Genomic DNA, 25100 nt, shown 5'->3' with positions numbered 1-25100 from the left:
CAGCCCGAAGGGGCCTCAGGTGAGGCTGTAGAACTTCTCTGTCTCGTCGACGGCCACCTTGAGGCGTTCGTCGAAGTCATCGCGGATGAGCGTCCGGACCACATAGTCCTGGACGCTCATTCCACGTCTGGCGGCATGTCCGCGGATCCGGTCGAGGAGCTCACCGTCTATGCGGAGGCTGAGCACTGTCGATCCCATGTCAGCCAGGGTTGCCGGACGCTCGTCGCGGCTGTGTCACTTTCCGAACCTGTCTCACTCATATGAGTGAGCAAACGATCTGGACCGTAACCTCCGCCGATCTCACTCGGCTCTCGACTGGTCTTTAGGTTGGGTAATGAGTTATGCTAACAAACATGCCTGACCTGTCCCATGGCGATGACATCGACGTCGCCGCCGTGAACTCTCTGCGCTCGGCCGTGATGCGGCTGGGCCGACGCCTGAAGCATCAGCGCGTCGACGAATCGCTGAGCCCCACCGAGATGTCGGTGCTCGGCACCCTCGCCCGTTGCGGCCATGCCACCCCCGGTGAGCTGGCCCGCAAGGAGCATGTCCAGCCGCCGTCCATGACCCGGATCGTCGCGCTGCTCGAGGCCAAGGGACTCGTCAAGCTCGAGCCGCACCCCGACGACCGCCGGCAGAAGGTGGTCAGCCAGACCGAGCAGGCCGAGGCCGTGCTCGAGAAGAGCCGCCGCAAGCGGAACGTCTGGCTGGCCCAGTTGGCCGAAGGACTCGACGATGAGGAGTGGGCCAAGCTGCGCGCTGCGGCCCCCGTCCTGGAGAAGCTCGCACAGCTCTGACCAGCACGCCAAGGAGGCGACACTTTTGAGTACGGGACCCGGAGCAGACTCCGCACCCGCACCGTCCCCTATTGCCGAAACCGCCCCTACCGGCACGTTCAGCTCGCTGAAGATCCGTAACTACCGGCTCTTCGCCACCGGGCAGGTCGTGTCCAACACCGGCACGTGGATGCAGCGCATCGCCCAGGACTGGCTGGTGCTGACCCTGACAGGATCCGCGTCCGCCGTCGGCATCACCATCGCGCTGCAGTTTCTGCCGATGCTGCTCTTCGGTCTGTACGGCGGAGTACTCGCCGACCGGCTGCCCAAGCGCAAGCTGCTGCTGGCGACCCAGGTCGCGATGGGCCTGACCGGTCTCTCGCTCGCCACCCTCACACTCTCCGGCCATGTCCAGGTCTGGCACGTCTATCTCACGGCCTTCCTGCTCGGCATGGTCACCGTGGTCGACAACCCGGCCCGGCAGTCCTTCGTCGCCGAGATGGTCGGACCGGACCAGCTTGCCAACGCGGTCAGCCTGAACTCCGCGAACTTCCAGTCCGCCCGGCTGGTCGGCCCGGCCGTCGCCGGTGTGCTGATCACCGCCGTCGGCAGCGGCTATGCCTTCCTCTTCAACGGGCTGTCGTTTCTCGCGCCGATCGCCGGTCTGCTGCTGATGCGCAACAGCGAGCTGTTCAAGGTCGAGCGCGTGCCGCGCGGAAAGGGCCAGCTGCGCGAGGGCCTGACCTATGTCCGCTCGCATCCGGAGCTGATCTGGCCGATCGTGCTCGTCGGCTTCATCGGCACCTTCGGCTTCAACTTCCCGATCTGGCTCTCGGCCTTCGTCGACGACGTCTACCACTCGGGCGCCAGTACGTACGGCCTGCTCAACACACTGATGGCGGCCGGTTCGCTGGCGGGCGCGCTGCTCGCGGCCCGGCGGGGCGCCTCGCGGCTGCGGGTGCTGGTCGGCGCGGCCGTGCTCTTCGGTGTACTGGAAGTCGTGGCCGCGTTCGCTCCGCAGTTCTGGATCTTCGCGGTGCTGCTGGTGCCGATCGGCATGTTCGGCCTGACGGTCAACGTCACCGCCAACTCCAGCCTGCAGATGGCGACGGACCCGGCCATGCGGGGCCGGGTGATGAGCCTGTTCATGATGGTCTTCGTCGGCGGTACGCCGCTGGGCGCGCCGATCGTCGGCTGGCTCACCGACGCGTACGGACCGCGGATCGGTTTCGCGGCCGGCGGCGCGGTCTCGCTGCTCGCGGCGGTCGGCGTGGGTGTGATGCTCGCGCGGGTCGGCGGACTGCGGCTGAAGGTGGACCTGCGCAGGGGCCGCAAGCATCTGGAGTTCGTGCCGAGGACGCCGGAGCGAGAGCAGGAGCGGGAGATCCTGGCGCCGGCGGCGTAAGTCGCCCCGGGGCGCATACGGCTCTGTATACGCGGGCCGCGGTGCGCAAGACTCGGATCATGAGACTTTTCGCCGCCGTACTGCCGCCTCCCGCGGCAGCCGACGAACTCGCCCTCGCCGTCGACCGGTTGAGAACCCTGCCTGATGCGGACGGCCTGCGCTGGACCGGCCGGCCCGGCTGGCACTACACGCTCGCCTTCATGGGCGAGGTGGACGACGGCCTGCTGCCCGAGCTGCACGAGCGGCTCGGGCGGGCCGCCCACCGGACCGCGTCCTTCCCGCTGCGGATCCACGGCGGCGGCCACTTCGGCAAGCGGGCGCTGTGGGCCGGCGCGGCGGGCGGCCTCGAAGAGATGCGGCTGCTCGCGGAACGCGCGGACGCGGCGGCGCGCCGGTCCGGGGTCAGCATGGAGGAGCACCGCCGCTACACCGCGCATCTGACGATCGCGCGCAGCCGGGCGGATGCGGATCTGCGGCCGTTCGTCGAAGCGCTGGACGCGTTCGAGGGCGCGCCGTGGCAGGTCGGGGAGCTGGCGCTGGTGCGCAGCAATCTGCCGGTCAGCGGAGTGCCGGGCGAGGAGCCGCGGTACGAGACGGTCGGGTCCTGGCCACTCGAACGCGCGCGTTAACCTCGTGGCGTGAACCCGAAGACCAGAAACCAGATCATGGCAGTCGTGCTTGTGCTGATGTTCGCGATCATCGCAGTGGCGGCCGTCGCCGGTCAGTGACCGGCCACGGCCGCCTTCCGGCCGTCCGTTCGGTCGCCTGTTACCAGGCGAAGGCCTCCGGCGAGGGCCCCGTACCCGGGAAGATCTCGTCGAGCGAGGCCAGCAGCTCCTCGCTCAGCTCCAGCTCGACCGCGCGCAGCGCGGACGTCAGCTGATCGGCCGTACGCGGCCCGACGATGGGCCCGGTGACCCCGGGCCGGGTGAGCAGCCAGGCCAGCGCGACCTCGCCGGGCTCCAGCCCGTGCTTGTCGAGCAGATCCTCGTACGCCTGGATCCGCGCACGGGCCGCGGCGTCGTTCAGTGCCTCCGCGGCCCGCCCGGCACGCCGCCCGCCCTCGGCCTCCTTCTTGATGATTCCGCCGAGCAGTCCGCCCTGAAGCGGCGACCAGGGGATGACACCGAGGCCGTACTCCTGCGCGGCCGGGATGACCTCCATCTCGGCGCGGCGCTCTTCGAGGTTGTACAGGCACTGCTCGCTGACCAGGCCGAACGAGCCGAGTCGGCGGGCGGTCTCGTTCATCTGCGCGATCTTCCAGCCGGGGAAGTTGCTGGAGCCCGCGTAAAGGATCTTGCCCTGCTGGACCAGGACGTCGATCGCCTGCCAGATCTCCTCGACGGGCGTGTCCCGGTCGATGTGGTGGAACTGGTAGAGGTCGATGTAGTCGGTCCCCAGCCGCTTCAGGCTGGCGTCGACGGCACGACGGATGTTCTTCGCCGACAGCTTGTCGTGGTTGGGCCAGGCGTTGTCCGACGCGGCCATGTTGGCGTACACCTTGGTGCCGAGCACGACCTTGTCGCGCCGCCCGCCGCCCTTGGCGAACCAGCTGCCGATGATCTCCTCGGTGCGGCCCTTGTTCTCGCCCCAGCCGTAGACATTGGCGGTGTCGAAGAAGTTGATTCCCGCGCCGAGCGCGGCGTCCATGATGGTGTGGCTCTCGGCCTCTTCGGTGAAGGGCCCGAAGTTCATCGTCCCGAGGACGATGCGGCTGACCTTGAGTCCGGTGCGTCCGAGCTGCGTGTACTTCATGTGCACCAAGCCAACGCCTTCGAGCGCGCTCAAGGCAAGGGCGGGCGGAATCCGGGCCGTCCGGGGACGGCACGGCCGCGAGAACGCTTACGCGCCGCCGAACCAGCCCGCGGCGTCCAGGCGGAAGGCCTCCGGCGGGACCACCGTCCGCAGCGAGTCCTCCAGTTCGGCGACCCGCCGCGCACCCAGCGTCCGCGCCCAGTCGGCCCGCAGTTCGTCGAAGATCGCGGCCGAGCGTGCCAGCGCGTCCAGGCCGTGCGGGGTGAGGCGGACGAGTTTGCGGCGGGCGTCGGCGGGATCGTCGGCGCGGGTGGCGTAGCCGAGGGTCATCAGGCGGTCGACCGTCTTGCCCGCGGCCTGTTTGGAGACGCCGAGCCGCCGGCCGATCTCGCTCGCCGTCGCGCCCTCGACGCCGATCGCCTGCATCGCGAAGCCGTGCGCGGGCCGCACGTCCGGGTGGCCCTGGCGGGCGAGTTCGGCGTGGAGGCGGTCGATGAGGGAGCGGAACCCGGCGAAGAGGAGCAGGGGCAGCTCGTAACCGGGCACGTCGGAAAGGGCGTTGCGCGATTCGACAACCTGGTTTACCTTTTCATCGTCAACCATGTTGTCGATTGTAAGAGGCTTGCATGTTCACCGAGCACACCCTGGACTCCGCCCCGGCCGCGTCGCGCCGCTCCATGGAGTCGACCGTCAAGCATCTCGGCCATCTCCCGCCGGCCGTCGCCCGGCTCGCCTCCTCGCCCCACCTCCTGGACGGCTTCCTCAAGCTCAGCGCGATGTTCGAGCAGACCACCCTGGACCCGGTCGCCCGCGAGGTCGTCGTCATGACCGTCGCCGCGCGCAACGAGTGCCGTGTGTGCGTGGCGATGCACACCGGCAAGCTGCGGTCGCTGGGCGCGGACGCGGAGCTGATCACGGCACTTCGGGAGCGGGAGCCGCTGCTCGACGAACGGCTCGAAGCGGTACGGCAGTTCACGCTGGAGGTGCTGCGTACGGCCGGGGCGGTGGGCGACGACGAGCTGCGTGCGTTCCTGGCGCACGGTCACACCGAGCAGAACGCGCTGGAGGTGGTCATGGGCATCGGCACGTACACGATGTCGACGTTCGCGAACCGGCTCGTGCGCGCGTAAGTCCGCCGGCGGCACGTTGCAACCCGGCCGGATTTGGCCGTAGCGCGCCAGAATTCATGAAGGCATCCCTTGTCTTCTTGAGGTGGACATGACGCAATGACCCTGTTGCTGACTGCCCATCAGCCGCCGGGGAACCCCACACCACCCCACACCAGCCCCGGATACCGCGAGCCGCGGCCCGCATGTGGTAGTCGGTGACGTCAACCCGTAACCCCCACATGAAGGCGGGACCCCCTCATGAAGCATGGCAAATTCTCCGTCGGCGCCGTCCTCTTAGGCGCGCTGGCCACAGGCACGCTGGCCATGGCTCCCGTGGCGACGGCGGTCGAGCCGACGACGGCAACCCTGTCGTTCGACTGCGGTTCGTTCGGCTCCGGCGAGGCGACGCTCACGGCCACGCAGGACGGTACGGCGGCGACGATCACCGTCTCGACCTCGGCGATCACCGCGCCCATCCCGATCTCCGCGAACTCCGTCAACTCCACCCTCACCCTGACGAAGAACGGCACCGACACGGCGACGTTCACCGGCAACTCCAACCCGGCGATCCCGGCGGGCAGCGCGGTCTCCACCGGCCCACTGAACGGCACGGTCGCCGCGGGCGACAGCCTCGAAGGGAAGTCGCTGACGGTCGTGGTCTTCGGCATCACGGCGACATGCAACGCGACGTCGCCGCAGAGCCCGGGCCCGTTCGTGTTCTGACGTACCGAGGGGGCGGCGGCAGCCGGCTGCGGGAGGCCGCCGCTCCCGCCTCAACACCCGCTGTTCACCGGGGCGGTCGGCGGCACCCTGCTGGTCGCTCTGATGTGCTGGACCGACCTGCGTGGCAGGGCCGGGTGACGGGCAGCGGGCGTGACAAGCGCTTCAGTCGGAGGATCGCTGCTCGGCGAGGGGGAATTGGGCGAAGGGCGCGTCCTGGGCGAAGAACGTCTTGGCCCGGACGGCCGCCCGCTCGTCGCCGACTACCTGCCCCGGCTCGGAGCCGTTGCCGAGCAGTACACCGCCGAATCGCATGCCCATGTAGGCCGCCGTGTGATGCAGGGTGAGGATCAGCGGCTCGGCGAGCTCCTCCTCGCGGTGTGCCATCGCCGTCACGCCCCAGAGAGTGCGCCCAGCCATCTTCGCCTTGAAACCGGGGTCCGGAGTGCGCAGCCACTTCGACCAGTAGTCGAGATAGCGCTTGGTGTAGGACGAGACGGAGTACCAGTACAACGGAGAGGCGATCACGATGTCGGTGGCGGCGAGCGTCGCTTCCCACAACAGCGCTTCGTCGCTCCCTTCCTCCCGCCAGGCGTCCTTCGCGTGACGCGCGTCGCTGTAGTCGGGCAGACGAAGCTGCGTCAGGTCGAGCCACTGTTGTTCTGTGTCGTCCGGCAGTTGGTCCGCCGCGGCGTGGGCCAGCAGTTGGGTGTTGCCCTCCGGGCGGGCGCTGCCGAGGAGAAACAGGAACGAACGTGGCATGGCGTGCTCCGGATTCGGTCCGGGTCGTTCCTCGACATCTGCCGGGCCCCGGGTTGCGGTTGGTGTCCTGCTTCCAACCGTCATTCACCGGCCGGCATTCCGGGACCCGTGCGTCGATGCCGTACGCATCCCCGGCGTACTGGCCGAGCAAGTGGCCTACGAGCTCATGCAGTTCACGGACTTCCGCGCCGGGCCGATCGTCCGGCAGGCGACGGGCGAGCGGTACATGTACTTCCTGTTGGCTCCGCAAAGCGCGACCGGGCACGTGTGGCCGGCGGGCGTACGGACCCTGAGCCGGGGTGCGGGTGCGCTCGCGTATGTCGGGGTGCCCGCGCCGGACGGGCTGACGTGGCCGCCGGACCGGCGGTCGCGACCGTCAATCGAAGTTCCGTTCGTGGAACCGGAGTTGTTGCGCGACACGGTTAGCGTGGCGTGCGGTGATCGTGTCCTCACGTTCCGTGAAGCAGGATGTCCCGACTCGTCAGGCGCCCGCGTACACCCTGGTCGCGAACTCCGCGATCTGCGCGTCCGTGAGGTTCCTCGCCAGGTTGGCCTCCGTGATCATGCCGACCAGCTTGTGGCCGCCCTTCACGTCGATCACCGGCAGTCGCTTGATCTGGTGCTCCTCCATCGTCGACAGGGCCTCGTCGGCGCCCGCGTTCGCGTCGATCCAGTGGAGTTCTCCGGCGAGCGAGCCCGCCTGGACCGTTGCCGGGTCGATGCCCTCGGCGCAGCACCCGACGACGATGTCGCGGTCGGTGATCAGGCCGGTGAGCCGGTTGTTGTCGCCGCAGATGGGCATACAGCCGACGTTCATGTCGCGCATCATCACCGCCGCTTCGCGCAACGACTGGTGTGCGCCGACGCACTGTACGCCCGCGGTCATGATGTCGCCTGCTGTGAGCTGCTTGTTCTTGGCCATGGCTTACTCCCGCGTTCTGGGGACGGCCTCTGTCACCGTCATCCTCCTCCGCCCGGTGCGCATCCGCACGAGGGGCCGCAGGGATGTGCGCCGCCGGCCCGGTCAGCGCGCCGGCTCGTACCGCCCGCCCAGGCCCCACGCCTGGTGCATCGCCCCGGCGAACGCCGCCGCCAGCTTGTGCTCCCCGGACGGGCCGGGATGCGTGCCGTCGTAGGTGTCCGCGCCGATGTCGTACGACTCCGGGCGGGACGCCAGCAGCACGGGCGACGACGGCTCGTCCAGGTCGGCCACCGCCTTCGCGAGGAGTTCGTTGAAGCGGTCGCACTCGGCGGCGAAGGGCGCGTCCGTGTGGGCCCGGATGTTCGGTATGACCGGCAGCAGGACCATGCGGATGTGCGGGTTCGCGGCGCGGGCCTCGGCGACGAAGCGGCGGGCGTTCAGCGCGGTCTGGGTGCTGTCCGTGTAGAAGCCGAGGTCTATCAGGCCCAGCGACACCAGCAGGATGTCGGCGTCCCGGGCGAGCACCTCCTCCCGGATGACCGGCGCCATGTGGAGCCAGCCCTCGCCCCAGCCCGCGAGATGGCGGCGGGCGGGCGCCGGGAAGTCCGGGGTGGCGTAGTCGTGGGAGAGCGCGGCGTCGGTGGCCGCGTCGTACAGGCCGCTGCGCGGGCCGACGATCTCGTACGGGCCGTCGAAGGATGCGGCGAGGTGCTGCCACATGCGGTAGCGCCACGTGTAGTCGCCGGCGCGTCCGATGGTCATGGAGTCGCCGACGAACATGAAACGCATGGGCGCCATCATGGCCGATCAAGCACCTCACCTGCGATGTGAGGCTGACCACTGGCAGGGCGGCGCGCGGGGTGTGCGGGCGCGAGGTGGCAGGCTTGGGCCATGCGTTCGTTTCCGTACGTCACCGGTGCCGCCGCCCTCGTCCTCCTCCTCGCCGCCCCCTTGCCGGCCTCCGCCGACGACGGCGACGCGTTCACCATCGAGGACTCGCGGATCACGGAGTCCAGCGGCCTCGCCGCCAGCCGGGCGCACCCCGGGGTGTACTGGACGCACAACGACCAGGACGAGCCGCGGGTCTTCGCCGTCGACTCGAAGACCGGGAAGACGCTCGCGACCGTCACGCTGCGCGGCGTCGGCAAGCCCCGGGACATGGAGGCGATCTCCGTCGGGCCGGACGGGAACGTGTATGTCGGCGACATCGGCGACAACCTCAACGGCAGCTGGAGCCATGTCTGGATCTACAAGTTCCCGGAGCCGAAGGCGCTCAAGGACCTGACGGTGACCGCGACGCAGTACACCGTGAAGTACGCGGACGGGGCGCGGAACGCCGAGGCGCTCATGGTGCATCCGAAGACCGGGCGGGTCTATATCGCCTCGAAGAACGAGGACGGCGGCGGACTGTACGAAGGGCCCGCCAGGCTCAGCTCGTCCGGGACGAACACCTTCCGGCGGATCGCGGAGGTGCCGTGGGTGACGGACGGGGCCTTCTCGCCGGACGGGAAGGAACTGGTGCTGCGCTCGTACTTCAGCGCACGCGGGTACGCGTGGGAGAACGGCGGGCTCGGCGCCGACCACCGGGTGAGCGCGCCGATTCAGGGGCAGGCGGAGTCGGTCACGTACACGGTGGACGGCAAGGCGCTGATGTTCGGCTCGGAGGGTGAGCAGAGCGAGGTGAAGCGGGTCGCGCTGGGGGACGACTCGGAGTCCGACCGTGGGGGCAACTCACCGTCCGGGGACGGGAGTCCGGCCGCGGACGACGGCGGCAGCGACAGGAGCAGCTTCACCTACGGCGCCATCGTCCTGGTCGGCGCGACCGCGCTGGTGCTGGGCATCAAGCGGCTGCTGCGCCGCGACTGAGGCGGCCGGGCGACTACAGCGGGCGCACCTCGTAGTGCAGCGTCCTGTCCCGCTTCACCTTGTGCGCGAACGGGACCAGCGCGCCGTGCATGAATGGGTACTTGCGCGCCAGCGCCTTCGCCGCGTGACGGGACTCCTCGCTGTCCCGGTCCAGCAGCCGCACCCGTGCCTTGACCGCAGGGCCGGTCGGCTTGCCCAGCGCCGTCGAAGGGGCGAGTTCGATCTCCGGGTTGTTCCGCATCCGCTTGGCCTTTCCGGCCTTCGCGTAGGTGCGCACATATGCGTGGTCGCCCTCGACGACGATGCTGACCGGGGTGCCGACGCCGGTGCCGTCCCGTTTGTAGCTGGTGAGCAGGACCGCCCACTGCTTGTCGAAGCGGGTGAGTTCCGGGGTGGTGTCCATGCGTCCATGTATGCACGTCCCGCCTGCCGCGTCACCCCGTCGCGTCGGGCTTGTCCGCACCCTCCGCACCCTGCCCACCCGCCGCACCCTCCGCGCGCTGCCGCACCAGCACCTCGAGGCCGTCGATCAGCCTCCGCAGCCCGAACCCGAAGTGGTCGAAGTCGACGCTGAACGTGTCCTCGTCCAGCTGTGCCATCAGCGGGTACTCGCCGCTCTTCATGGCCTTCTCCAGGAACGGCCGCTGGCTCTCCCAGAACGCCTCGTGGCTCAGGCCCGTCTCCTCCGCGGCCTCCGCCGACTGCGCCTCCATCTGTGCGATGCCGACGACAAAGCTCTGCACGCCGATGATCACGGAGATCAGCTCCGCGTCGGCCAGGCCCATGCCCCGCAGCCCGGCCAGTGAGAGTTCCAGGCCGCGCAGCGCGCTCGGGCCGAGGACCGTTCTGGCCTGGTTGACCTTGAGCAGCCAGGGGTGTGCGCGGTAGAGCGCCAGGGCGGTGCGGGCCAGGGACTCGACGGCCGCGCGCCAGTCCGCGTCCGCCGGCTCGGGTTTGACCGCGGCCGGCGGGGCTCCCTGGACGCGGTCGAGCATCAGGTCGAGCAGCTCGGCCTTGCCGGGGACGTACCGGTACAGCGACATCGTGCCGGTGCCCAGTTCCGTGGAGAGGCGGCGCATCGAGACGGCGGCCAGGCCCTCGGCGTCGGCGACCTCGATCGCGGCCGTCACGATCCGGTCCAGGGTGAGGCCGGGCTTGGGGCCGCGGGAAGGGCGCTCGCCCGTGCCCCACAGGAGCTCCAGGCTGCGGGAGATGTCGCCGCTGCCGCTGGTTTCCGTCGTCGTCATGGGCTTCAGCCTAAGCCTCCGGAAAATAACTGGGTACGGCGTACTCTGTTATGAGTACACTGTACTCAGTTAACTGGCCGAGCGTCACCAGGAGGGGTCATGGACGAATACGCCGACCAATACGCCGTACGGGCCGAAGGCATCGAGAAGAGATACGGCGACAAGCGCGCGCTCGCCGGCTTCGACCTCGCCGTGCGCAGAGGCACCGTGCACGGCCTGCTCGGGCCGAACGGCGCAGGCAAGACCACCGCCGTACGCGTGCTGGCGACCCTGCTGCGGTTCGACGGCGGGCATGCCGAGGTCGCCGGCGTCGACGTGGCGCGCGACCCCCGTCGCGTACGCCGCAGGATCGGCCTCACCGGCCAGTACGCCGCCGTGGACGAGCTGCTGACCGGACGTCAGAACCTGGAGATGTTCGGCCGGCTCTTCCATCTCGGCGGGCGGCGGTCCGCGCTGCGCGCCGGTGAGCTGCTGGAGCAGTTCGACCTGGCGGATGCCGCGGACAAGGGCGTCGGCGAGTACAGCGGCGGCATGCGGCGCCGGCTGGATCTCGCCGCCTCGATGATCCTCGCGCCCGATGTCCTCTTCCTCGACGAGCCGACGACCGGACTCGACCCGCGCGGCCGCGGCGAAGTGTGGGAAGCGGTACGGGAGTTGGTCGCGGGCGGCACGACCGTGCTGCTCACCACGCAGTACCTGGACGAGGCCGACAAGCTCGCCTCCCACATCACCGTCATCGACCAGGGCCGGGCCATCGCCGACGACACTCCGGACGGGCTGAAGAACACCGTGGGCGGCGACCGGATCGAGGTCGTGGTCGGCGAGGCGGCGGACCTGGCGGCCGCGGTCAAGGCGGTCGCGCGGGTCGCGAAGGGCGAACCGGAGACGGTCGGGTCGGAGCGGCGGGTGCACGCGGTGGTGACGGACCGGGTGGCGGCGCTCACCGAGGTCGCGCGCACCTTGCAGGACGAAGGGATCGAGGCCGAGGACATCGGGCTGCGCAGGCCGAGCCTGGACGATGTCTTCCTGCGCCTGACCGGACACCGTACGGAGACGAACGAGGAGCTGGCCGCATGAGCGCGATCGAACTGCACAGGCAGGAGGACGAGGAGCGCCGGCTGTACTGGGCGGTCATGGACAGCTGGAACGTGGTGCGCCGCGGCCTCACCCACTACCGGCGCCAACCCTCGTACATCGCCTGGCAGTTGGGCTTCCCGATCGTCTCGGTGCTGCTGTACGGCTATGTGTTCGGCGGCGCGATGAAGCCGCCCGGCGGCGGCGACTACCGCGACTTCCTGATGCCCGGCATGTTCGTGATGACGATGGCCTTCGGCTTCATGAACACCGCGATCGCCGTCGTCACCGACGCGTCGAAAGGCGTCATCGACCGCTTCCGCTCGATGCCGATGGCGCCGTCCGCGGTGGTCGCCGGGCGCGGCGGCAACGATCTGATCGTGGCCTGCGCCGAGCTCACCATCCTGGCGGCGACGGCCTTCGCGATGGGCTGGCGCTCGGACGGCGGACTTCTGGGCACGGCAGGTGCCTTCGCGCTGCTGGTGCTGCTGCGGTTCTCACTGATCTGGGTCGGCGTCTGGCTGGGGCTGCTCGTGCCGAGCCCGGAGGCGGCCGGCGGGCTGTACGCCGTCGTCTTCCCGCTCACGATGATCTCCAGCGTCTTCGTGCCGCCGTCGTCCATGCCGGACTGGCTGGGCGCGGTCGCCGCCTGGAACCCGATCTCGTCGACGGCGGCGGCGACACGCGAACTGTTCGGCAACCCGGTCGCCGGCGACGGCAGCTGGATCCAGGAGCACGCGCTGCTCATGGCGGTGGTGTGGCCGCTGGTGGTGACGGCGGTGTTCCTGCCGCTGGCGGTACGGCGGTTCCAGCGGCTCAGCCGCTAGGACACTCCCCAGGGCCTGTCTTCCGGATCAGGCCGGAAGACAGGCCCCGGCGCCCCAACCGTCAGTGCTTCTTCTTCAACAGGGCGCAGACGAAGTTCTCCTGGATGTTCCGCAGCTCGGCGAGCAGCTCCGGCTTGTTGGTCTGGTTCACATGGGTGGTGATCGAGAAGGTCAGGGAGCGCTGTCCGTCCGGAGTCGCCGCCACCAGCTGGGTGTAGCCGGGGAAGTTGCCGGTGTGGCCGTACACCACACCGCAGCGGGTGGTGTAGCGGAAGATCGCCAGCCCGGCGGCGTTGACTCCGGGGCCCGCCGGCTCGGAGGCGCCGTCGACCCACGTCAGCTGCTGCTCATGGGTCGGCCGGGAGATCAACTCGCCGCTCGCGTAGGCGCTGACGAACCTGGTCATGTCCGCCGGGGTCGAGATGATGCCGCCCGACGCCCAGACACCCGACGCGCCGAGCAGCGTGCTGATGTCCTCCGGCGGGTTCGGCGGGACGACGTCGTAGCCGTGCAGATACGGCTCCGGGATGCGGAATCCCTGCGGAAGGCTGGTGTTCCGCAGGCCCAGCGGGCGGTAGACGATCTTCTTCAGCAGTTCCTCGTACCGGCGGCCCGTCACCGCTTCGGCCATCAGGGCCACGGCGATGTTGTCGGAGTTCGAGTACTGGTACTGCGAGCCTGGCGGGAACAGCAGCGGCTCACCGGCGACGAAGTCGAGGAGGCGGCGGGAGTCGAAGACATGGTGCGGGTCCGTCCGCAGGATCTCCTGGAGCTCCGGGGACGTGGTGTAGTCCGGCAGACCGCTGGTGTGCTGGAGCAGCTGCCGGAGCGTCACGGCGTGCCAGGCCTCGGGAAGCGCGGGCAGCACCTTCCCGATCGTGTCGTCGAGGCTGAGCCGGCCGCTGTCGACCAGATCCAGGGCGACGGCCCCGCTGAAGGCCTTGGCCACGCTCGCGATCCGCATGTGGTCGGTCGGCTCCGGCGCGCGGTCGGTGCCGACCTCGGCGACGCCGGCGCGGTGGACCTCGGTGTGGTCCCCGCGCCGCAGGAGGGCGATGACTCCGGGCGGCCCGCCGGGCGTACGGACCAGTTCCTCCAGTTGCTGGTCGAGGGAGTCATGGTGCTGGTTGTGGTTGTGGTTGTGGTCCTGGTCGCGGGCCTGCGCCGGTGCGGACACGAGGCCCGCGAGGCAGGCGGCAGCCAGCAGGGCGACGGCGGGGAGCCGGGGATGCAGTGGCACGGGGATCTCCTTGACGTGAGCGGGGTCGCACCACTCAGCGTCGGGTGGCCCGGTCCGTGCTGCCCGTGCTGCTGGTCCATCCGGCCGACGTGCCGCACACCGGGCGCGTTCGCATGGCCGGGACGAGACTGGAAGGAGGGAGGCCGGAGGTATCGAGGCATCTGGAGGAACCATGGCGGCAACCACGCGGGACGAGGCTCCTGTCGCGCTCGAGGGCGGCGGCGTGGAGTTGCGGATGAAGGAAGTCGGCGGCGACACGACCGTCGCGTTCATAAGGCTCCCCAAGGGCACGGACATGGGCCCGGCCATGAAGGGCCTGCCCGACGACATGTGCCAGTGCCCGCACTGGGGATACCTGTTCAGCGGGCGACTGAAGCTGCGGACCGCTTCGGGCGAGGAGGTCTACGAGGGCGGGCAGGCCTTCTACTGGCCGGCCGGGCACGTCCCGGAGGCGCTTGAGGACTGTGAGCTTCTGGACTTCTCACCGACCAGCGAGTTCCGCAAGGTGATCGACCACGTCAAGGCGCAGATGGGGTGACCCGGCGCTGCATCCGTACGAGTACGGGCCCGGCAGCGTCACGCCACCGGGCCCGTCTCTGTGTCTTTGCGTACTACAGCTTCTCGATCACGTAGTCGATGCACGCCGTCAGCGCCTCGACGTCCGCCGGGTCCACGGCCGGGAACATCGCCACCCGCAGCTGGTTGCGGCCCAGCTTGCGGTACGGATCCGTGTCCACGATGCCGTTCGCGCGCAGCGTCTTCGCGATCGCCGCCGCGTCGATCTCGTCCGCGAAGTCGATCGTGCCGATGACCTGCGACCGCTTGGCCGGGTCGACCACGAACGGTGTCGCGTACTTGGACGCGTCGGCCCAGCCGTACAGCGTCCGCGACGACGTGGCGGTGCGGCCGACCGACCATTCCAGGCCGCCCTGGTCGTTGATCCACTTCAGCTGCTCGTTCAGCAGGAAGAGCGTGGCCAGCGCCGGGGTGTTGTACGTCTGGTTCTTCAGCGAGTTGTCGATCGCCGTCGGCAGGCTGAAGAACTCCGGGACATGGCGGCCCGAGCCGTGGATGCGCGCCGCGCGCTCCAGGGCCGCGGGCGAGAAGACGCCGATCCACAGGCCGCCGTCGGAGGCGAAGGACTTCTGCGGCGCGAAGTAGTAGACGTCCGACTCGGCGATGTCGACCGGCAGGCCGCCCGCGCCGGATGTCGCGTCGACCAGCACCAGCGCGCCCTCGTCGGCGCCCGCGACCCGCTTGACCGGGGCCGCGACGCCGGTCGAGGTCTCGTTGTGGGTGAAGGCGTACACGTCGACGCCCGCCTCGGCCTGCGGGTCCGGGTGGGTGCCGGGGTCGGAGCTGATGACGGTCGGCTCGGCCAGCCACGGCGCGAGCTTCGCCGCCTTCGCGAACTTGGAGGAGAACTCGCCGAAGGTCAGGTGCTGGGACTTGTTCTCGATCAGTCCGTGCGTCGCGATGTCCCAGAACGCGGTGGAGCCGCCGTTGCCGAGGATCACCTCGTAGCCCTCGGGGAGCTGGAACAGCTCGCGTACACCCTCACGCACCGCGCCGACCAGGTTCTTGACCGGGGCCTGGCGGTGGGAGGTGCCGAGAAGGGAGGTGCCGGTGGCGGCCAGCGCGTCGAGCGCCTCCGTCCGCACCTTGGAGGGGCCCGCGCCGAAACGGCCGTCGGCGGGCTTGATGTCAGCGGGAATCTGGATATCAGCCACGTTCCGGAGCGTATCCGGTCCCGGGTCGAGGCGGACACGTGGTCCGGCGGATGAGACGGCGCGCGAGGCCCCCGACCTGGTCAGTCCCCGGTGCCGGCGCCGGTGCGTCAGTCCTTCTTGTGGAGCGACAGTTCGTGCAGATGCTCGACCAGCGCGATCAGTACGAACTTGCTCGAGGAGTGGTCGCGGGCGTCGAACTCGACCAGCGGCACGTCCGGGGCCAGCGCGAGCGCCGCGCGGATCTGTTCGTCGCTGTGGAGCGGGCCGCCGAAGTCGTTGACGGCGACGATGTACGGCATCCCGTGGTGTTCGAGGCGGTCCAGCGCGTACCAGGCGTCGGTGAGCGAGCGGGTGTCGACGAGGACGACCGCGCCGATTGTGCCTGATAAGAGGCGCTCCCAGAGGAACCAGAAGCGGTCCTGGCCCGGGGCGCCGAAGAGATACAGGATGGTGCGCTCGTCGATCGTGATCCGGCCGAAGTCGAAGGCGACGGTCGTGGCGCTCTTTCCGCTGACCCGGCTGGTGTTCTCCAGGCTGCGGCCCGCGTGGCTCATCACCTCTTCGGTGTGCAGCGGGCGTATCTCGCTGACGGAGCGGACCATCGTCGTCTTGCCGACCCCGAAGCCGCCCACGACGACGATCTTCAGGGCGTTGAAGTCCAGGACATCGATGTCGGTGGCGTCGATGTCCGTGGTGTCCGTGGTGTCCGTGGTCGTCCCGGCGGGCGTGGGGTGGAGCCGCGCCGGGGGGACCGCCCGCGTGCCGCGGGTCATCGGTTCTGGGCGGTGCCGGTCATCGAGTGTTGCCTTCCGGGGGGTGGCGGGGGCATAACTGGAGCCGTCTGTTCCTGGTGAAGTGGCAGTCACTATAGGAGAGTTGGCGATCACTATGGGCAGTTCCCGAGGGCTTTGCCAAGGGCTGACGTAATGCGGCGTCCTCAACTGGCATCTTTCCCGACGGTGTGACGAGAGTGACCCGGACGGTGACGCGGGCATCCTGGGAGACATGGCGGAACAGCGACAGGAACGGCAGGACGCGCGGCAGGGTTCGGACGCGGGCGGGCTGGCGCGGGAGCTGGCCAACGCCGTGCGCGGCGAGGTGGACTTCGGCGCGGCCGCCCGCGCCCTGACGACCATGGACGCGTCCAACTACCGGCGCGTGCCGGTCGGCGTCGTGGCCCCGCGCGACGCGGACGACGTGGCCGCGGCGCTCGCGGTGTGCCGGGAGCACGGCGTACCTGTGGTGGCACGCGGCGCGGGCACGTCGATCGCCGGGCAGGCCACCGGCATCGGCGTGGTGCTCGACTTCACCCGCCACATGAACGCCGTCGTCTCCGTGGACGGGGACGCCCGCACCGCCGTCGTACAGCCCGGCGTGGTCCTGGACACGCTGCGGGACGCCGTACGGCCGCTCGGGCTGACCTTCGGGCCCGATCCGTCCACGCACAGCCGCTGCACCCTCGGCGGCATGATCGGCAACAACTCCTGCGGCGCGCACTCGGTGGCGTGGGGCACGACCGCCGACAATGTGCGGAGCCTGTCGGTGCTCACCTACGGCGGCAGTGCTCTTGATGTCGCCCAGGGCTGGGACGGCGGCTCTCCGGCCGGCCTGCGTGGCCTGATCGACCGGAATCTCGCGCTGCTGCGGACCGGCTTTCCGACCGGGCTGCCGCGCCGTATCTCCGGCTACGCGCTGGACGCACTGCTGCCGGAGAACGGCGTCGACCTCGCGCGGGCGTTCTGCGGCAGTGAAGGCACGCTGGGGGTGGTGACCGAGGCGTCCGTGCGCCTGGTCGACGCCCCGCGCGCCCGCGCGCTGGCGGTGCTCGGCTACCCGGACGAGAGCGCGGCGGCCGAGGCGGCGGCCGGACTTCTGCCGTACGGCCCGCTGACGGTCGAGGGCATGGCCGAGGACCTGGTGCGCGGCGAGCAGGGCCTGCCGCGCGGCGCGGCCTGGCTGTTCGTGGAGACGGGCGGCGATTCGCCGGCCGAGGCGCGGGAGCGGGCGGCCGGGATCGTACGGGCGGCTGACGCGCTGGACGGCGCGGTCGTCGACGATCCGGCCGGGATGCGTTCCCTGTGGCGGATCCGGGAGGACGCGGCGGGCACGGCGACGCGCACGGCGGACGGCGGCGAGGCCTGGCCGGGCTGGGAGGACTGCGCGGTGCCGCCGGCCCGGCTGGGCGCGTATCTGCGGGACTTCCGCGCGCTGCTGGCGCAGCACGGGCTGCGCGGGACGCCGTACGGGCACTTCGGCGACGGCTGCATTCATGTCCGGATCGACTTCGACCTGATGAGCTCCGCGGGTGTACGGGCCTTCCGGCGGTTCTCGGAGGAGGTCGCCGACCTCGTCGTCGCGCACGGCGGCTCGCTGTCGGGCGAGCACGGCGACGGGCAGGCACGCGCCGAGCTGCTGCCGAAGATGTACGGCGACGAACTGGTCGCCCTCTTCGGCCGCTTCAAGGACCTGTGGGACCCGGCGGGCGCCATGAACCCGGGCATGCTGGCCCGTCCTTCCCGGCTCGACGAGAACCTCCGCTTCGCGGTGCTGCCGCGGGTGCCGGTGGAGGTGGAGTTCGGCTATCCGCACGATGGCGGTGACTTCGGGAGCGCGGTGCGCAGGTGTGTCGGAGTCGCCAAGTGCCGTGTGTCAGGTCCTTCTTCGGGATCCGACGTGATGTGTCCCTCCTTCCGCGCGACGGGCGAGGAACAGCACTCCACCCGCGGGCGGGCACGGCTGCTGCACGAGATGCTGGCGGGCGAGGTCGTACTTGACGGCTGGCAGTCGGCGGAGGTGCGGGACGCGCTCGATCTGTGCCTGTCGTGCAAGGGCTGCCGCAGCGACTGCCCGGTGGGCGTGGACATGGCCACGTACAAGGCGGAGTTCCTGCACCACCACTACGCGGGCCGGCGTCGCCCGGCGTCGCACTACGCGATGGGCCGGTTGCCACAATGGCTGCGGCTGGCCGCTCCGTACGCCCCGGTGGTGAACGCGGCGGCGCGGATCCGTCCGCTGGCCCGGCTCGCCAAACGGGTGGCGGGCATCGCGCCGGAGCGCACGCTCCCGGTGCTGGCCCCCGAGACGTTCCGCGCGTGGCTGCGCGGGCACCTGGGCGACCGTACGCAGGTCCTCTCCTCCCACCGCACGACGGTCCTGTGGCCGGACACCTTCACCGACCACCTGTCGCCGTCGGTGGGCCGGGCGGCGGTCGAGGTCCTGGAGTCGGCGGACATCGGCCTCGCGCTCCCGCCCGGCCGGGTCTGCTGCGGCCTGACCTACGTCTCCACGGGCCAACTCGACCGCGCCCGAACCGTCATGCGCCACACCCTCGACACCATGGAGCCCCTGCTGGACCTGGGCGTCCCGGTCACGGTCCTGGAACCGAGCTGCGCGGCGGCCCTGAAGACGGACCTTCCAGAACTCCTGACCGACGACCCGCGCGCGGCCCGACTGGCCGCGTCCGTCCGCACGTTCGCCCAGACACTGGAGGAATGCGCCCCGGACTGGACGCCGCCGCTGATCTCCCGGCCCGTCGCCGGTCAGACCCACTGCCACCAGCACGCGGTTCTGGGCGACGCCGCGGACCGCCGCCTGCGGGAACGGGCGGGCCTGGAAGGCGACTTGAGCGGCGGCTGCTGCGGCCTGGCGGGCAACTTCGGCTTCGAGAAGGGCCACTACGAGGTGTCGGTGGCGTGCGCGGAGGACCAACTGCTGCCGGCGGTGCGGGCGGCGGGGGACGGGGCGGAGCTGCTCGCGGACGGGTTCTCGTGCCGGACGCAGCTGGAGCAGCTTCAGGGCAGGCGGGCGAGGCACGTGGCGGAGGTGCTGGCGGAAGGTCTGAACGGGTGAGGCGTGCGCCGTCGGGCGGTCACCCGACGGGGACCTCCATGATCCGCGGCGGATCCTGCGTGAAGTCGCTGTACCTCACCCAGCTGGGCCGCACCCGTACGTGCGTGATGCCGGGCCATGTGAGACGGTCCCGGCCGTCCGGGTACACGGTGAAGTAACACGCCTGGAGGCGTTCGAGCTCGGCGCCGGAAGGGAAGTCGGCGACGCCCTCGATCTGGGCGGTGATCGCGTCGTCCCAGCCGATGACGAGGGAGATGCGGGGGTCGGCGCGCAGGTTGAGGCACTTGCGGGTCGTCTCGACGGTGTCGAAGACGATCTCCAGGTCGTCACTGACGGCATAGCCGACGACCGCGGACTGGGGCGCTCCGTCCAGGCCCACGGAGGCCTGAACGGCGAGCTTGTACCTGCGGAGGAACCAGATCAGGTCGTCGCGGTTCATACGACCTCTCTAGCACGGGGAAGGCGGGCCGGCCCGCCGGTGGCCGGGCAGCTGTGTTCGAGCGGGGTCTCGCGGTGCTCACGCGGCCGGCGGCGCAGCAGCGGGGTGGTGTACGGGCCGAGTGCGGACCACGCGTGGCCGAGGCGCAGCGGCCACCGTCGCAGCCGCCGAGCGTCCGTGGCCTCGTCGGACGCGGAGCATAACCGCAGCACAGTCGGCATTTCACGTGGCGGGAGATGGGCCGTAGCGTGGAGGCCGGACCAGGGAGGTTTTTGGTGGACGAGGGCCGCACCGTAGTCGTTGCCAACGAGCCGGAGGCAGCTGCCGCGCTGGAGGCGAGCGCCCGGACAGCCGGGTCGCGCCGCACCCTCGGGCCCGTCGCTCTCGTCGTCGCCGGCGGTCTGTCCGTCCAGTTCGGCGCCGCCATCGCCGTACTGCTCATGCCTCGCGCCGGAGCCCTCGGCGTCGTCACGCTGCGGCTCGTCCTCGCCGCCCTCGTCCTGCTCGTCGTCTGCCGGCCCCGGCTCCGTGGGCACTCGCGTGCCGACTGGGGCACCGTCGTCGCCTTCGGCGCCGTCCTGGCCGCGATGAACATCCTCTTCTACCAGGCCGTCGAGCGCATTCCCCTCGGCGCCGCCGTCACCTTCGAGGTGCTCGGGCCGCTCGTGCTGTCGGTGATCGTGTCGCGGCGGCTGGTGAACCTCGTCTGGGCCGGGCTCGCTCTCGGCGGCGTCGTCCTTCTCAGCGGCGGCGGCTTCGACCGGCTCGACCCGGTGGGCGCGCTGTTCGCGCTGTCGGCGGGCGCGATGTGGGCCGCGTACATCGTCTTCAGCGCGCGTACCGGCCGGCGCTTCCCGCAGGCCGACGGGCTTGCGCTGGCCATGGCCGTCGGCGCGGTGCTGAGTCTGCCGCTGGGCATCGCGGAGGCCGGGTCCAAGCTGGTCGTGCCCTCCACACTCGCCCTCGGGCTGGCCGTCGCGCTGATGTCCTCCGTCCTGCCGTACACGCTGGAGCTGCTGGCGCTGCGCCGGCTGCCGGCGTCGACCTTTGCCGTGCTGATGAGCCTGGAGCCGGCGATCGCGGCGACCGCCGGGTTCCTCGTGCTGCATCAGGCGCTCTCCGCGACCGACGCGCTGGCGATCGCGCTGGTCATCGGGGCGAGCATGGGGGCCGTGCGGACGCAGGTGGGCGGCAGGCCCGCGACGCGGGAGAAAACGAAGGCCTAATCAAAGCAAGCATGCTTGCTTGTTTCTCTGTACGGTGCCATGCTCCGGGACACACAACGTCGTGTCCCGAGGGAGCGCACCGTGTCCGACCCGACCGTCGTACTCGACGATCTGCGCGATGAGAGCCATCAACTCGACCAGCTGGTGAGCGAGTTGAGTGAGAGCGCCTGGGCGCTCGCGACGCCCGCGCCACGCTGGAGCGTCGCCCACCAGATCGCGCATCTCGCCTGGACCGATGCCGCCGCGCTGCTCGCCGTCACCGACGCCGCGGCCTTCGCCGTCGAGACCGAGAAGGCGTTCGCCGCGCCGTACTCCTTCGTCGACGAAGGAGCCGAGGCGGGTGCCGCACTGCCGCCGCACGAGCTGCTCGACCGCTGGCGCGAGGGGCGCGAGCGGCTTCAGCTGGCCCTGCGCGAGGCACCGGCCAAGGCCCGTTTCCCCTGGTACGGGCCGCCGATGAGCGTCGCGTCGATGGCGACCGGGCGGCTGATGGAGACCTGGGCGCACGGGCAGGACATCGCGGATGCGCTCGGCGTCGTACGCGAACCGACCGCGCGGCTGCGGCATGTCGCGTACATCGGCGTCCGGGCGCGGGACTACGCCTTCGGTGTGCGCTCGCTGACGCCGCCGGCCGAGGCGTTCCGGGTGGAGCTGACCGCGCCGGACGGCGGCGAGCCGTGGACCTTCGGTCCCGAGGACGCGGCCCAGCGCGTGACCGGGCCCGCGCTGGACTTCTGCCTGCTGGTGACGCAGCGCGCGAACCGGGCGGATCTGGATGTACGGGCCCAGGGCCCCGACGCGGACCAGTGGCTGGACATCGCCCAGTCCTTCGCGGGCCCGGCCGGTCCCGGCCGCGCGCCGAAGGGTGCGGCCCAATGACCGGCCCCGTCCTGAGAGTGGGGAACGCGTCCGGCTTCTACGGCGACCGCTTCGACGCCGTCCGCGACATGCTCACCGGCGGCCCTCTCGACGTCCTGACCGGCGACTATCTCGCCGAGCTCACCATGCTCATCCTCGGCCGCGACCGGCTGAAGGACCCTCGTCTCGGCTACGCCAGGACTTTTCTCAAGCAGTTGGAGGAGAGCCTCGGGCTCGCCCACGAGCGTGGCGTGAAGATCGTCACCAATGCCGGAGGGCTCAACCCGGCCGCGCTCGCCGACGCCGTACGGGAGCTCGCGGACCGCGTGGGCGTCCCCGTCAAGGTCGCTCATGTCGAGGGCGACGAGCTCGCCGGCCGCTTCCCCGGCGCGCTGAGCGCCAACGCCTACCTCGGCGGCGCGGGCATCGCCGCCTGCCTGCGCGCCGGTGCCGATGTCGTCGTCACCGGCCGCGTCACCGACGCCGCACTCGTCACCGGGCCCGCCGCCGCCCACTTCGGCTGGGGCGAGGACGACCTCGACGCCCTCGCGGGCGCGGTCGTCGCGGGGCATGTCCTGGAGTGCGGCACCCAGGCCACCGGCGGCAACTACGCGTTCTTCAGCGGGCACGACGTACGCCGGCCCGGCTTCCCGCTCGCCGAGATCCACGCCGACGGGACCTCCGTCATCACCAAGCACGACGGCACCGGCGGGTTCGTCGACGTCGGCACCGTCACCGCGCAGCTGCTGTACGAGACCGGCGGCGCGCGCTACGCGGGCCCGGACGTGACCGCCCGGCTCGACACCGTACGGCTGGAGCAGGACGGGCCCGACCGCGTACGGATCTCCGGCGTACGCGGCGAAGCCCCGCCGCCCACGCTGAAAGTCGGCCTCAACCGCATCGGAGGCTGGCGCAACGAGGTCGTGTTCGTCCTCACCGGACTCGACATCGAGGCCAAGGCCCGCCTGGTGCGGGACCAGTTGGAGGACGCCCTCGGCAAACACCGGCCGGCCGAAGTGCGCTGGGAACTGGCCCGTACGGAGCGGGCCGACGGCGACACCGAGGAGCGTGCCAGCGCCTACCTTCGGCTCGTCGTGCGCGACAGCGACGCCGAGAAGGTCGGCCGCGCGGTCAGCGGCGCGGCCGTCGAGCTGGCGCTCGGCAGCTACCCGGGGTTCCATGTCACGGCTCCGCCGGGCAAGGGCGCGCCGTACGGGGTCTTCGAGGCCGAGCACATCGACGCGGCCGAGGTGACGCACACGGCCGTACTGCCCGACGGCCGGCAGGTCGTGATCCCGACTCCCGTACGGACCAGGGCAGTCGAGGTCGTCGTCGACGGCGGGCTGCCCGAGCCGTGGCCCGACGGGCCCCGCCGCGCCGCGCCACTCGGGCTGATCGCCGGGGCACGCAGCGGAGACAAGGGCGGCGACGCCAATGTCGGCGTCTGGGCCCGGTCCGACGATGCCTGGCGCTGGCTCGCCCACGAGCTGACCGTGGAGCGGTTCCGCGCGCTGCTTCCCGAGACGGCGGAACTGACCGTCGTACGGCATGTGCTGCCGAATCTGCGGGCCCTGAACTTCACCGTCGAAGGAATCCTCGGCGAAGGCGTGGCCGCGCAGGCCCGCTTCGACCCGCAGGGCAAGGCGCTGGGCGAGTGGCTCCGCTCGCGGTACGTGGACATCCCGGAGGTACTGCTGTGACCGTGTTCTCCTCGGCTCTCGACACCGCCGGTCCCGAGTACGCCGCCCGCCGCGAGGCCATGCTCGGCAAGCTCGCCGAACTCGACGCCGAGCATGCGAAAGCCCTCGCGGGCGGCGGCGAGAAGTACACCGCCCGGCACCGGAAGCGCGGCAAGCTCCTGGCCCGCGAACGCATCGAGCTGCTGCTCGACCCGGACACACCGTTCCTGGAGCTCTCGCCGCTCGCCGCGTGGGGCAGCGACTATCCGGTGGGCGCGTCGATGGTGACCGGCATCGGCGTCGTCGAAGGCGTCGAATGCCTGATCACCGCGAACGACCCGACCGTACGCGGCGGCGCGTCCAACCCGTGGACCCTGAAGAAGGCCCTGCGCGCCAACGAGATCGCGTACGCGAACCGGCTGCCGTGCATCAGCCTCGTCGAGTCCGGCGGCGCGGATCTGCCGTCCCAGAAAGAGATCTTCATTCCCGGCGGCGCGCTCTTCCGCGACCTCACCCGCCTCTCGGCGGCCGGGATCCCGACGATCGCCGTCGTCTTCGGCAACTCGACCGCCGGCGGCGCGTACGTCCCCGGCATGTCCGACCACACGATCATGATCAAGGAGCGGTCGAAGGTCTTCCTCGGCGGGCCGCCGCTGGTGAAGATGGCGACCGGCGAGGAGAGCGACGACGAATCGCTCGGCGGCGCGGAGATGCACGCCCGTACGTCAGGTCTCGCGGACTACTTCGCCCTCGACGAGCCGGACGCGCTGCGGCAGGCACGCCGCGTGGTCGCCCGGCTCAACTGGCGCAAGGCGAGCGCCGATCCGGCACCGGCGCCCGGGCCCAAGTACGCCGAGGAGGAGCTGCTCGGCATCGTGCCGGAGGATCTCAAGACGCCGTTCGACCCGCGGGAGGTCGTGGCGCGGATCGTGGACGGCTCGGACTTCGACGAGTTCAAGCCGCTGTACGGGCCGAGCCTGGTGACGGGCTGGGCATCGCTGCACGGCTATCCGGTGGGCGTACTGGCCAACGCGCAGGGCGTGCTGTTCAGCGCGGAGTCCCAGAAGGCCGCACAGTTCATCCAGCTCGCGAACCAGCGGGACGTGCCGCTGGTGTTCCTGCACAACACCACCGGCTACATGGTCGGCAAGGAGTACGAGCAGGGCGGCATCATCAAGCACGGCGCGATGATGATCAACGCGGTGTCGAACTCGAAGGTGCCGCATCTGTCGGTGCTGATGGGCGCGTCGTACGGCGCCGGGCACTACGGCATGTGCGGCCGGGCCTACGACCCGCGCTTCCTCTTCGCCTGGCCGAGCGCCAAGTCCGCGGTGATGGGGCCGCAGCAGCTGGCCGGCGTGCTGTCGATCGTGGCGCGCGCGTCGGCGGCGGCGAAGGGGCAGCCGTACGACGACGAGGCGGACGCGGGCCTGCGCGCGATGGTGGAGGCGCAGATCGAGTCCGAGTCCCTGCCGATGTTCCTGTCCGGGCGGCTGTACGACGACGGTGTGATCGACCCTCGTGACACCCGTACCGTCCTCGGGCTGTGCCTGTCCGCGATCCATACGGCCCCGGTCGAAGGCGCGCGCGGCGGCTTCGGCGTCTTCCGGATGTGA

Annotated in this window: 26 protein-coding genes and 1 pseudogene; 14 read left to right on the top strand and 13 right to left on the bottom strand. The window is 70.5% G+C overall.

The features are described from left to right. Positions 1 to 15: 15 nt before the first annotated feature. On the bottom strand, positions 16 to 198 hold the full coding sequence (locus ACH4YL_RS31440) for a ribbon-helix-helix protein, CopG family (RefSeq protein ID WP_398510872.1): 183 nt from the start codon (positions 196 to 198) through the stop codon (positions 16 to 18). Between the two features lie 155 nt (positions 199 to 353). Between ACH4YL_RS31440 and ACH4YL_RS31435 the strand changes: the two genes are divergently transcribed. From ACH4YL_RS31435 to thpR, 3 genes are read left to right on the top strand one after another with little or no spacing between them, the layout of a single operon-like run. Then, a complete protein-coding gene (locus tag ACH4YL_RS31435) occupies positions 354 to 797 on the top strand; it encodes a MarR family winged helix-turn-helix transcriptional regulator (RefSeq protein ID WP_398510871.1) in 444 nt (147 codons plus the stop codon). 25 nt (positions 798 to 822) lie between these two features. Continuing rightward, positions 823 to 2181 carry an MFS transporter gene (locus tag ACH4YL_RS31430; RefSeq protein ID WP_398510870.1) on the top strand — a complete coding sequence of 453 codons (1359 nt, stop codon included), beginning with the start codon at positions 823 to 825 and terminating at the stop codon, positions 2179 to 2181. A gap of 59 nt (positions 2182 to 2240) precedes the next feature. Further along, positions 2241 to 2810: an RNA 2',3'-cyclic phosphodiesterase gene (thpR, locus tag ACH4YL_RS31425; RefSeq protein ID WP_398510869.1), complete on the top strand. Its 570-nt coding sequence runs from the start codon at positions 2241 to 2243 to the stop codon at positions 2808 to 2810. A 139-nt stretch (positions 2811 to 2949) separates the two neighbouring features. On the opposite strand, the gene ACH4YL_RS31420 is transcribed toward thpR, so the two are convergent. Together ACH4YL_RS31420 and ACH4YL_RS31415 are read right to left on the bottom strand one after the other, a co-directional pair. Beyond that, positions 2950 to 3936 carry an aldo/keto reductase gene (locus ACH4YL_RS31420; RefSeq protein WP_398510868.1) on the bottom strand — a complete coding sequence of 329 codons (987 nt, stop codon included), beginning with the start codon at positions 3934 to 3936 and terminating at the stop codon, positions 2950 to 2952. 87 nt (positions 3937 to 4023) lie between these two features. Next, positions 4024 to 4539: a MarR family winged helix-turn-helix transcriptional regulator gene (locus ACH4YL_RS31415; RefSeq protein WP_398510867.1), complete on the bottom strand. Its 516-nt coding sequence runs from the start codon at positions 4537 to 4539 to the stop codon at positions 4024 to 4026. Between the two features lie 23 nt (positions 4540 to 4562). Between ACH4YL_RS31415 and ACH4YL_RS31410 the strand changes: the two genes are divergently transcribed. Then, a complete protein-coding gene (locus ACH4YL_RS31410) occupies positions 4563 to 5066 on the top strand; it encodes a carboxymuconolactone decarboxylase family protein (protein WP_398510866.1) in 504 nt (167 codons plus the stop codon). 237 nt (positions 5067 to 5303) lie between these two features. Then, the gene (locus ACH4YL_RS31405; protein WP_398510865.1) at positions 5304 to 5768 is read left to right on the top strand and encodes a hypothetical protein; all 465 of its coding nucleotides are present in this window, start codon (positions 5304 to 5306) and stop codon (positions 5766 to 5768) included. A 162-nt stretch (positions 5769 to 5930) separates the two neighbouring features. Here ACH4YL_RS31405 and ACH4YL_RS31400 read toward each other — a convergent pair whose 3' ends face one another. The 3 genes from ACH4YL_RS31400 to ACH4YL_RS31390 all read right to left on the bottom strand — a co-directional run bounded on the left by ACH4YL_RS31400 (position 5931) and on the right by ACH4YL_RS31390 (position 8238). Then, entirely contained in the window at positions 5931 to 6527 is a 597-nt protein-coding gene (locus tag ACH4YL_RS31400) for a flavodoxin family protein (RefSeq protein WP_398510864.1), read from the bottom strand. A gap of 481 nt (positions 6528 to 7008) precedes the next feature. Then, complete coding sequence (locus tag ACH4YL_RS31395) at positions 7009 to 7449, bottom strand: CBS domain-containing protein (RefSeq protein WP_398510863.1); 441 nt, start codon at positions 7447 to 7449, stop codon at positions 7009 to 7011. A 102-nt stretch (positions 7450 to 7551) separates the two neighbouring features. Further along, entirely contained in the window at positions 7552 to 8238 is a 687-nt protein-coding gene (locus ACH4YL_RS31390) for a GDSL-type esterase/lipase family protein (RefSeq protein ID WP_398510862.1), read from the bottom strand. Positions 8239 to 8340: 102 nt separating this feature from the next. Here ACH4YL_RS31390 and ACH4YL_RS31385 point away from each other — a divergent pair, with 102 nt between their 5' ends. Then, complete coding sequence (locus tag ACH4YL_RS31385) at positions 8341 to 9315, top strand: WD40 repeat domain-containing protein (RefSeq protein ID WP_398510861.1); 975 nt, start codon at positions 8341 to 8343, stop codon at positions 9313 to 9315. Between the two features lie 13 nt (positions 9316 to 9328). Here the strand turns inward: ACH4YL_RS31385 and ACH4YL_RS31380 are convergent, their stop codons facing one another. Together ACH4YL_RS31380 and ACH4YL_RS31375 are read right to left on the bottom strand one after the other, a co-directional pair. After that, positions 9329 to 9718, bottom strand: coding sequence for a PPOX class F420-dependent oxidoreductase (locus ACH4YL_RS31380; RefSeq protein ID WP_398510860.1), 390 nt, complete (start codon positions 9716 to 9718; stop codon positions 9329 to 9331). A gap of 31 nt (positions 9719 to 9749) precedes the next feature. Beyond that, positions 9750 to 10562, bottom strand: coding sequence for a TetR/AcrR family transcriptional regulator (locus tag ACH4YL_RS31375; protein WP_398510859.1), 813 nt, complete (start codon positions 10560 to 10562; stop codon positions 9750 to 9752). A 99-nt stretch (positions 10563 to 10661) separates the two neighbouring features. On the opposite strand from ACH4YL_RS31375, the gene ACH4YL_RS31370 reads away from it, so the two are divergent. Next, on the top strand, positions 10662 to 11639 hold the full coding sequence (locus tag ACH4YL_RS31370; RefSeq protein WP_398510858.1) for an ATP-binding cassette domain-containing protein: 978 nt from the start codon (positions 10662 to 10664) through the stop codon (positions 11637 to 11639). Next, a complete protein-coding gene (locus ACH4YL_RS31365; protein ID WP_398510857.1) occupies positions 11636 to 12463 on the top strand; it encodes an ABC transporter permease in 828 nt (275 codons plus the stop codon). The genes ACH4YL_RS31370 and ACH4YL_RS31365 overlap by 4 nt, the downstream gene beginning before the upstream one ends. 61 nt (positions 12464 to 12524) lie before the next feature. Here ACH4YL_RS31365 and ACH4YL_RS31360 read toward each other — a convergent pair whose 3' ends face one another. Then, a complete protein-coding gene (locus ACH4YL_RS31360) occupies positions 12525 to 13703 on the bottom strand; it encodes a serine hydrolase domain-containing protein (protein ID WP_398510856.1) in 1179 nt (392 codons plus the stop codon). Positions 13704 to 13875: 172 nt separating this feature from the next. Between ACH4YL_RS31360 and ACH4YL_RS31355 the strand changes: the two genes are divergently transcribed. Beyond that, the gene (locus tag ACH4YL_RS31355; protein WP_398510855.1) at positions 13876 to 14241 is read left to right on the top strand and encodes a hypothetical protein; all 366 of its coding nucleotides are present in this window, start codon (positions 13876 to 13878) and stop codon (positions 14239 to 14241) included. 73 nt (positions 14242 to 14314) lie between these two features. On the opposite strand, the gene serC is transcribed toward ACH4YL_RS31355, so the two are convergent. Beyond that, positions 14315 to 15433, bottom strand: coding sequence for a phosphoserine transaminase (gene serC, locus ACH4YL_RS31350; RefSeq protein ID WP_398510854.1), 1119 nt, complete (start codon positions 15431 to 15433; stop codon positions 14315 to 14317). Positions 15434 to 15540: 107 nt separating this feature from the next. Beyond that, positions 15541 to 16206, bottom strand: coding sequence for a GTP-binding protein (locus ACH4YL_RS31345; RefSeq protein ID WP_398510853.1), 666 nt, complete (start codon positions 16204 to 16206; stop codon positions 15541 to 15543). 232 nt (positions 16207 to 16438) lie between these two features. On the opposite strand from ACH4YL_RS31345, the gene ACH4YL_RS31340 reads away from it, so the two are divergent. Then, entirely contained in the window at positions 16439 to 19282 is a 2844-nt protein-coding gene (locus ACH4YL_RS31340; protein WP_398510852.1) for an FAD-binding and (Fe-S)-binding domain-containing protein, read from the top strand. A gap of 19 nt (positions 19283 to 19301) precedes the next feature. Here ACH4YL_RS31340 and ACH4YL_RS31335 read toward each other — a convergent pair whose 3' ends face one another. Both ACH4YL_RS31335 and ACH4YL_RS31330 read right to left on the bottom strand, forming a co-directional pair. After that, positions 19302 to 19721, bottom strand: a complete 420-nt coding sequence (locus ACH4YL_RS31335) for a pyridoxamine 5'-phosphate oxidase family protein (protein WP_398510851.1) — start codon at positions 19719 to 19721, stop codon at positions 19302 to 19304. 56 nt (positions 19722 to 19777) lie between these two features. Further along, positions 19778 to 19918, bottom strand: a pseudogene (locus ACH4YL_RS31330) (LysR family transcriptional regulator); the annotation flags it as partial. 78 nt (positions 19919 to 19996) lie between these two features. Between ACH4YL_RS31330 and ACH4YL_RS31325 the strand changes: the two are divergent. From ACH4YL_RS31325 to ACH4YL_RS31310, 4 genes are all read left to right on the top strand, one after another. Continuing rightward, positions 19997 to 20947, top strand: a complete 951-nt coding sequence (locus ACH4YL_RS31325) for an EamA family transporter (RefSeq protein ID WP_398510850.1) — start codon at positions 19997 to 19999, stop codon at positions 20945 to 20947. Positions 20948 to 21028: 81 nt separating this feature from the next. Then, entirely contained in the window at positions 21029 to 21826 is a 798-nt protein-coding gene (locus tag ACH4YL_RS31320) for a TIGR03084 family metal-binding protein (protein WP_398510849.1), read from the top strand. Further along, positions 21823 to 23505 carry an acyclic terpene utilization AtuA family protein gene (locus ACH4YL_RS31315; RefSeq protein WP_398510848.1) on the top strand — a complete coding sequence of 561 codons (1683 nt, stop codon included), beginning with the start codon at positions 21823 to 21825 and terminating at the stop codon, positions 23503 to 23505. Before ACH4YL_RS31320 ends, ACH4YL_RS31315 begins: the two co-directional genes overlap by 4 nt. Continuing rightward, a complete protein-coding gene (locus tag ACH4YL_RS31310; RefSeq protein WP_398510847.1) occupies positions 23502 to 25100 on the top strand; it encodes an acyl-CoA carboxylase subunit beta in 1599 nt (532 codons plus the stop codon). Before ACH4YL_RS31315 ends, ACH4YL_RS31310 begins: the two co-directional genes overlap by 4 nt.

Origin of the sequence: Streptomyces sp. NPDC020681, assembly GCF_044334895.1 — a bacterium.
Classification (GTDB): Bacteria; Actinomycetota; Actinomycetes; order Streptomycetales; family Streptomycetaceae; genus Streptomyces.
This window is presented reverse-complemented; position numbering and strand designations above follow the sequence as displayed.

Bases quoted from the DNA above. Each gene is read 5' to 3' on its own strand.
- ACH4YL_RS31440 (WP_398510872.1), bottom strand. From the start codon at position 198: ATGGGATCGACAGTGCTCAGCCTCCGCATAGACGGTGAGCTCCTCGAC.
- ACH4YL_RS31435 (WP_398510871.1), top strand. From the start codon at position 354: ATGCCTGACCTGTCCCATGGCGATGACATCGACGTCGCCGCCGTGAAC.
- thpR (WP_398510869.1), top strand. From the start codon at position 2,241: ATGAGACTTTTCGCCGCCGTACTGCCGCCTCCCGCGGCAGCCGACGAA.
- ACH4YL_RS31420 (WP_398510868.1), bottom strand. From the start codon at position 3,936: ATGAAGTACACGCAGCTCGGACGCACCGGACTCAAGGTCAGCCGCATC.
- ACH4YL_RS31415 (WP_398510867.1), bottom strand. From the start codon at position 4,539: ATGGTTGACGATGAAAAGGTAAACCAGGTTGTCGAATCGCGCAACGCC.
- ACH4YL_RS31410 (WP_398510866.1), top strand. From the start codon at position 4,563: ATGTTCACCGAGCACACCCTGGACTCCGCCCCGGCCGCGTCGCGCCGC.
- ACH4YL_RS31405 (WP_398510865.1), top strand. From the start codon at position 5,304: ATGAAGCATGGCAAATTCTCCGTCGGCGCCGTCCTCTTAGGCGCGCTG.
- ACH4YL_RS31400 (WP_398510864.1), bottom strand. From the start codon at position 6,527: ATGCCACGTTCGTTCCTGTTTCTCCTCGGCAGCGCCCGCCCGGAGGGC.
- ACH4YL_RS31395 (WP_398510863.1), bottom strand. From the start codon at position 7,449: ATGGCCAAGAACAAGCAGCTCACAGCAGGCGACATCATGACCGCGGGC.
- ACH4YL_RS31390 (WP_398510862.1), bottom strand. From the start codon at position 8,238: ATGCGTTTCATGTTCGTCGGCGACTCCATGACCATCGGACGCGCCGGC.
- ACH4YL_RS31385 (WP_398510861.1), top strand. From the start codon at position 8,341: ATGCGTTCGTTTCCGTACGTCACCGGTGCCGCCGCCCTCGTCCTCCTC.
- ACH4YL_RS31380 (WP_398510860.1), bottom strand. From the start codon at position 9,718: ATGGACACCACCCCGGAACTCACCCGCTTCGACAAGCAGTGGGCGGTC.
- ACH4YL_RS31375 (WP_398510859.1), bottom strand. From the start codon at position 10,562: ATGACGACGACGGAAACCAGCGGCAGCGGCGACATCTCCCGCAGCCTG.
- ACH4YL_RS31370 (WP_398510858.1), top strand. From the start codon at position 10,662: ATGGACGAATACGCCGACCAATACGCCGTACGGGCCGAAGGCATCGAG.
- ACH4YL_RS31365 (WP_398510857.1), top strand. From the start codon at position 11,636: ATGAGCGCGATCGAACTGCACAGGCAGGAGGACGAGGAGCGCCGGCTG.
- ACH4YL_RS31355 (WP_398510855.1), top strand. From the start codon at position 13,876: ATGGCGGCAACCACGCGGGACGAGGCTCCTGTCGCGCTCGAGGGCGGC.
- ACH4YL_RS31345 (WP_398510853.1), bottom strand. From the start codon at position 16,206: ATGACCCGCGGCACGCGGGCGGTCCCCCCGGCGCGGCTCCACCCCACG.
- ACH4YL_RS31340 (WP_398510852.1), top strand. From the start codon at position 16,439: ATGGCGGAACAGCGACAGGAACGGCAGGACGCGCGGCAGGGTTCGGAC.
- ACH4YL_RS31335 (WP_398510851.1), bottom strand. From the start codon at position 19,721: ATGAACCGCGACGACCTGATCTGGTTCCTCCGCAGGTACAAGCTCGCC.
- ACH4YL_RS31315 (WP_398510848.1), top strand. From the start codon at position 21,823: ATGACCGGCCCCGTCCTGAGAGTGGGGAACGCGTCCGGCTTCTACGGC.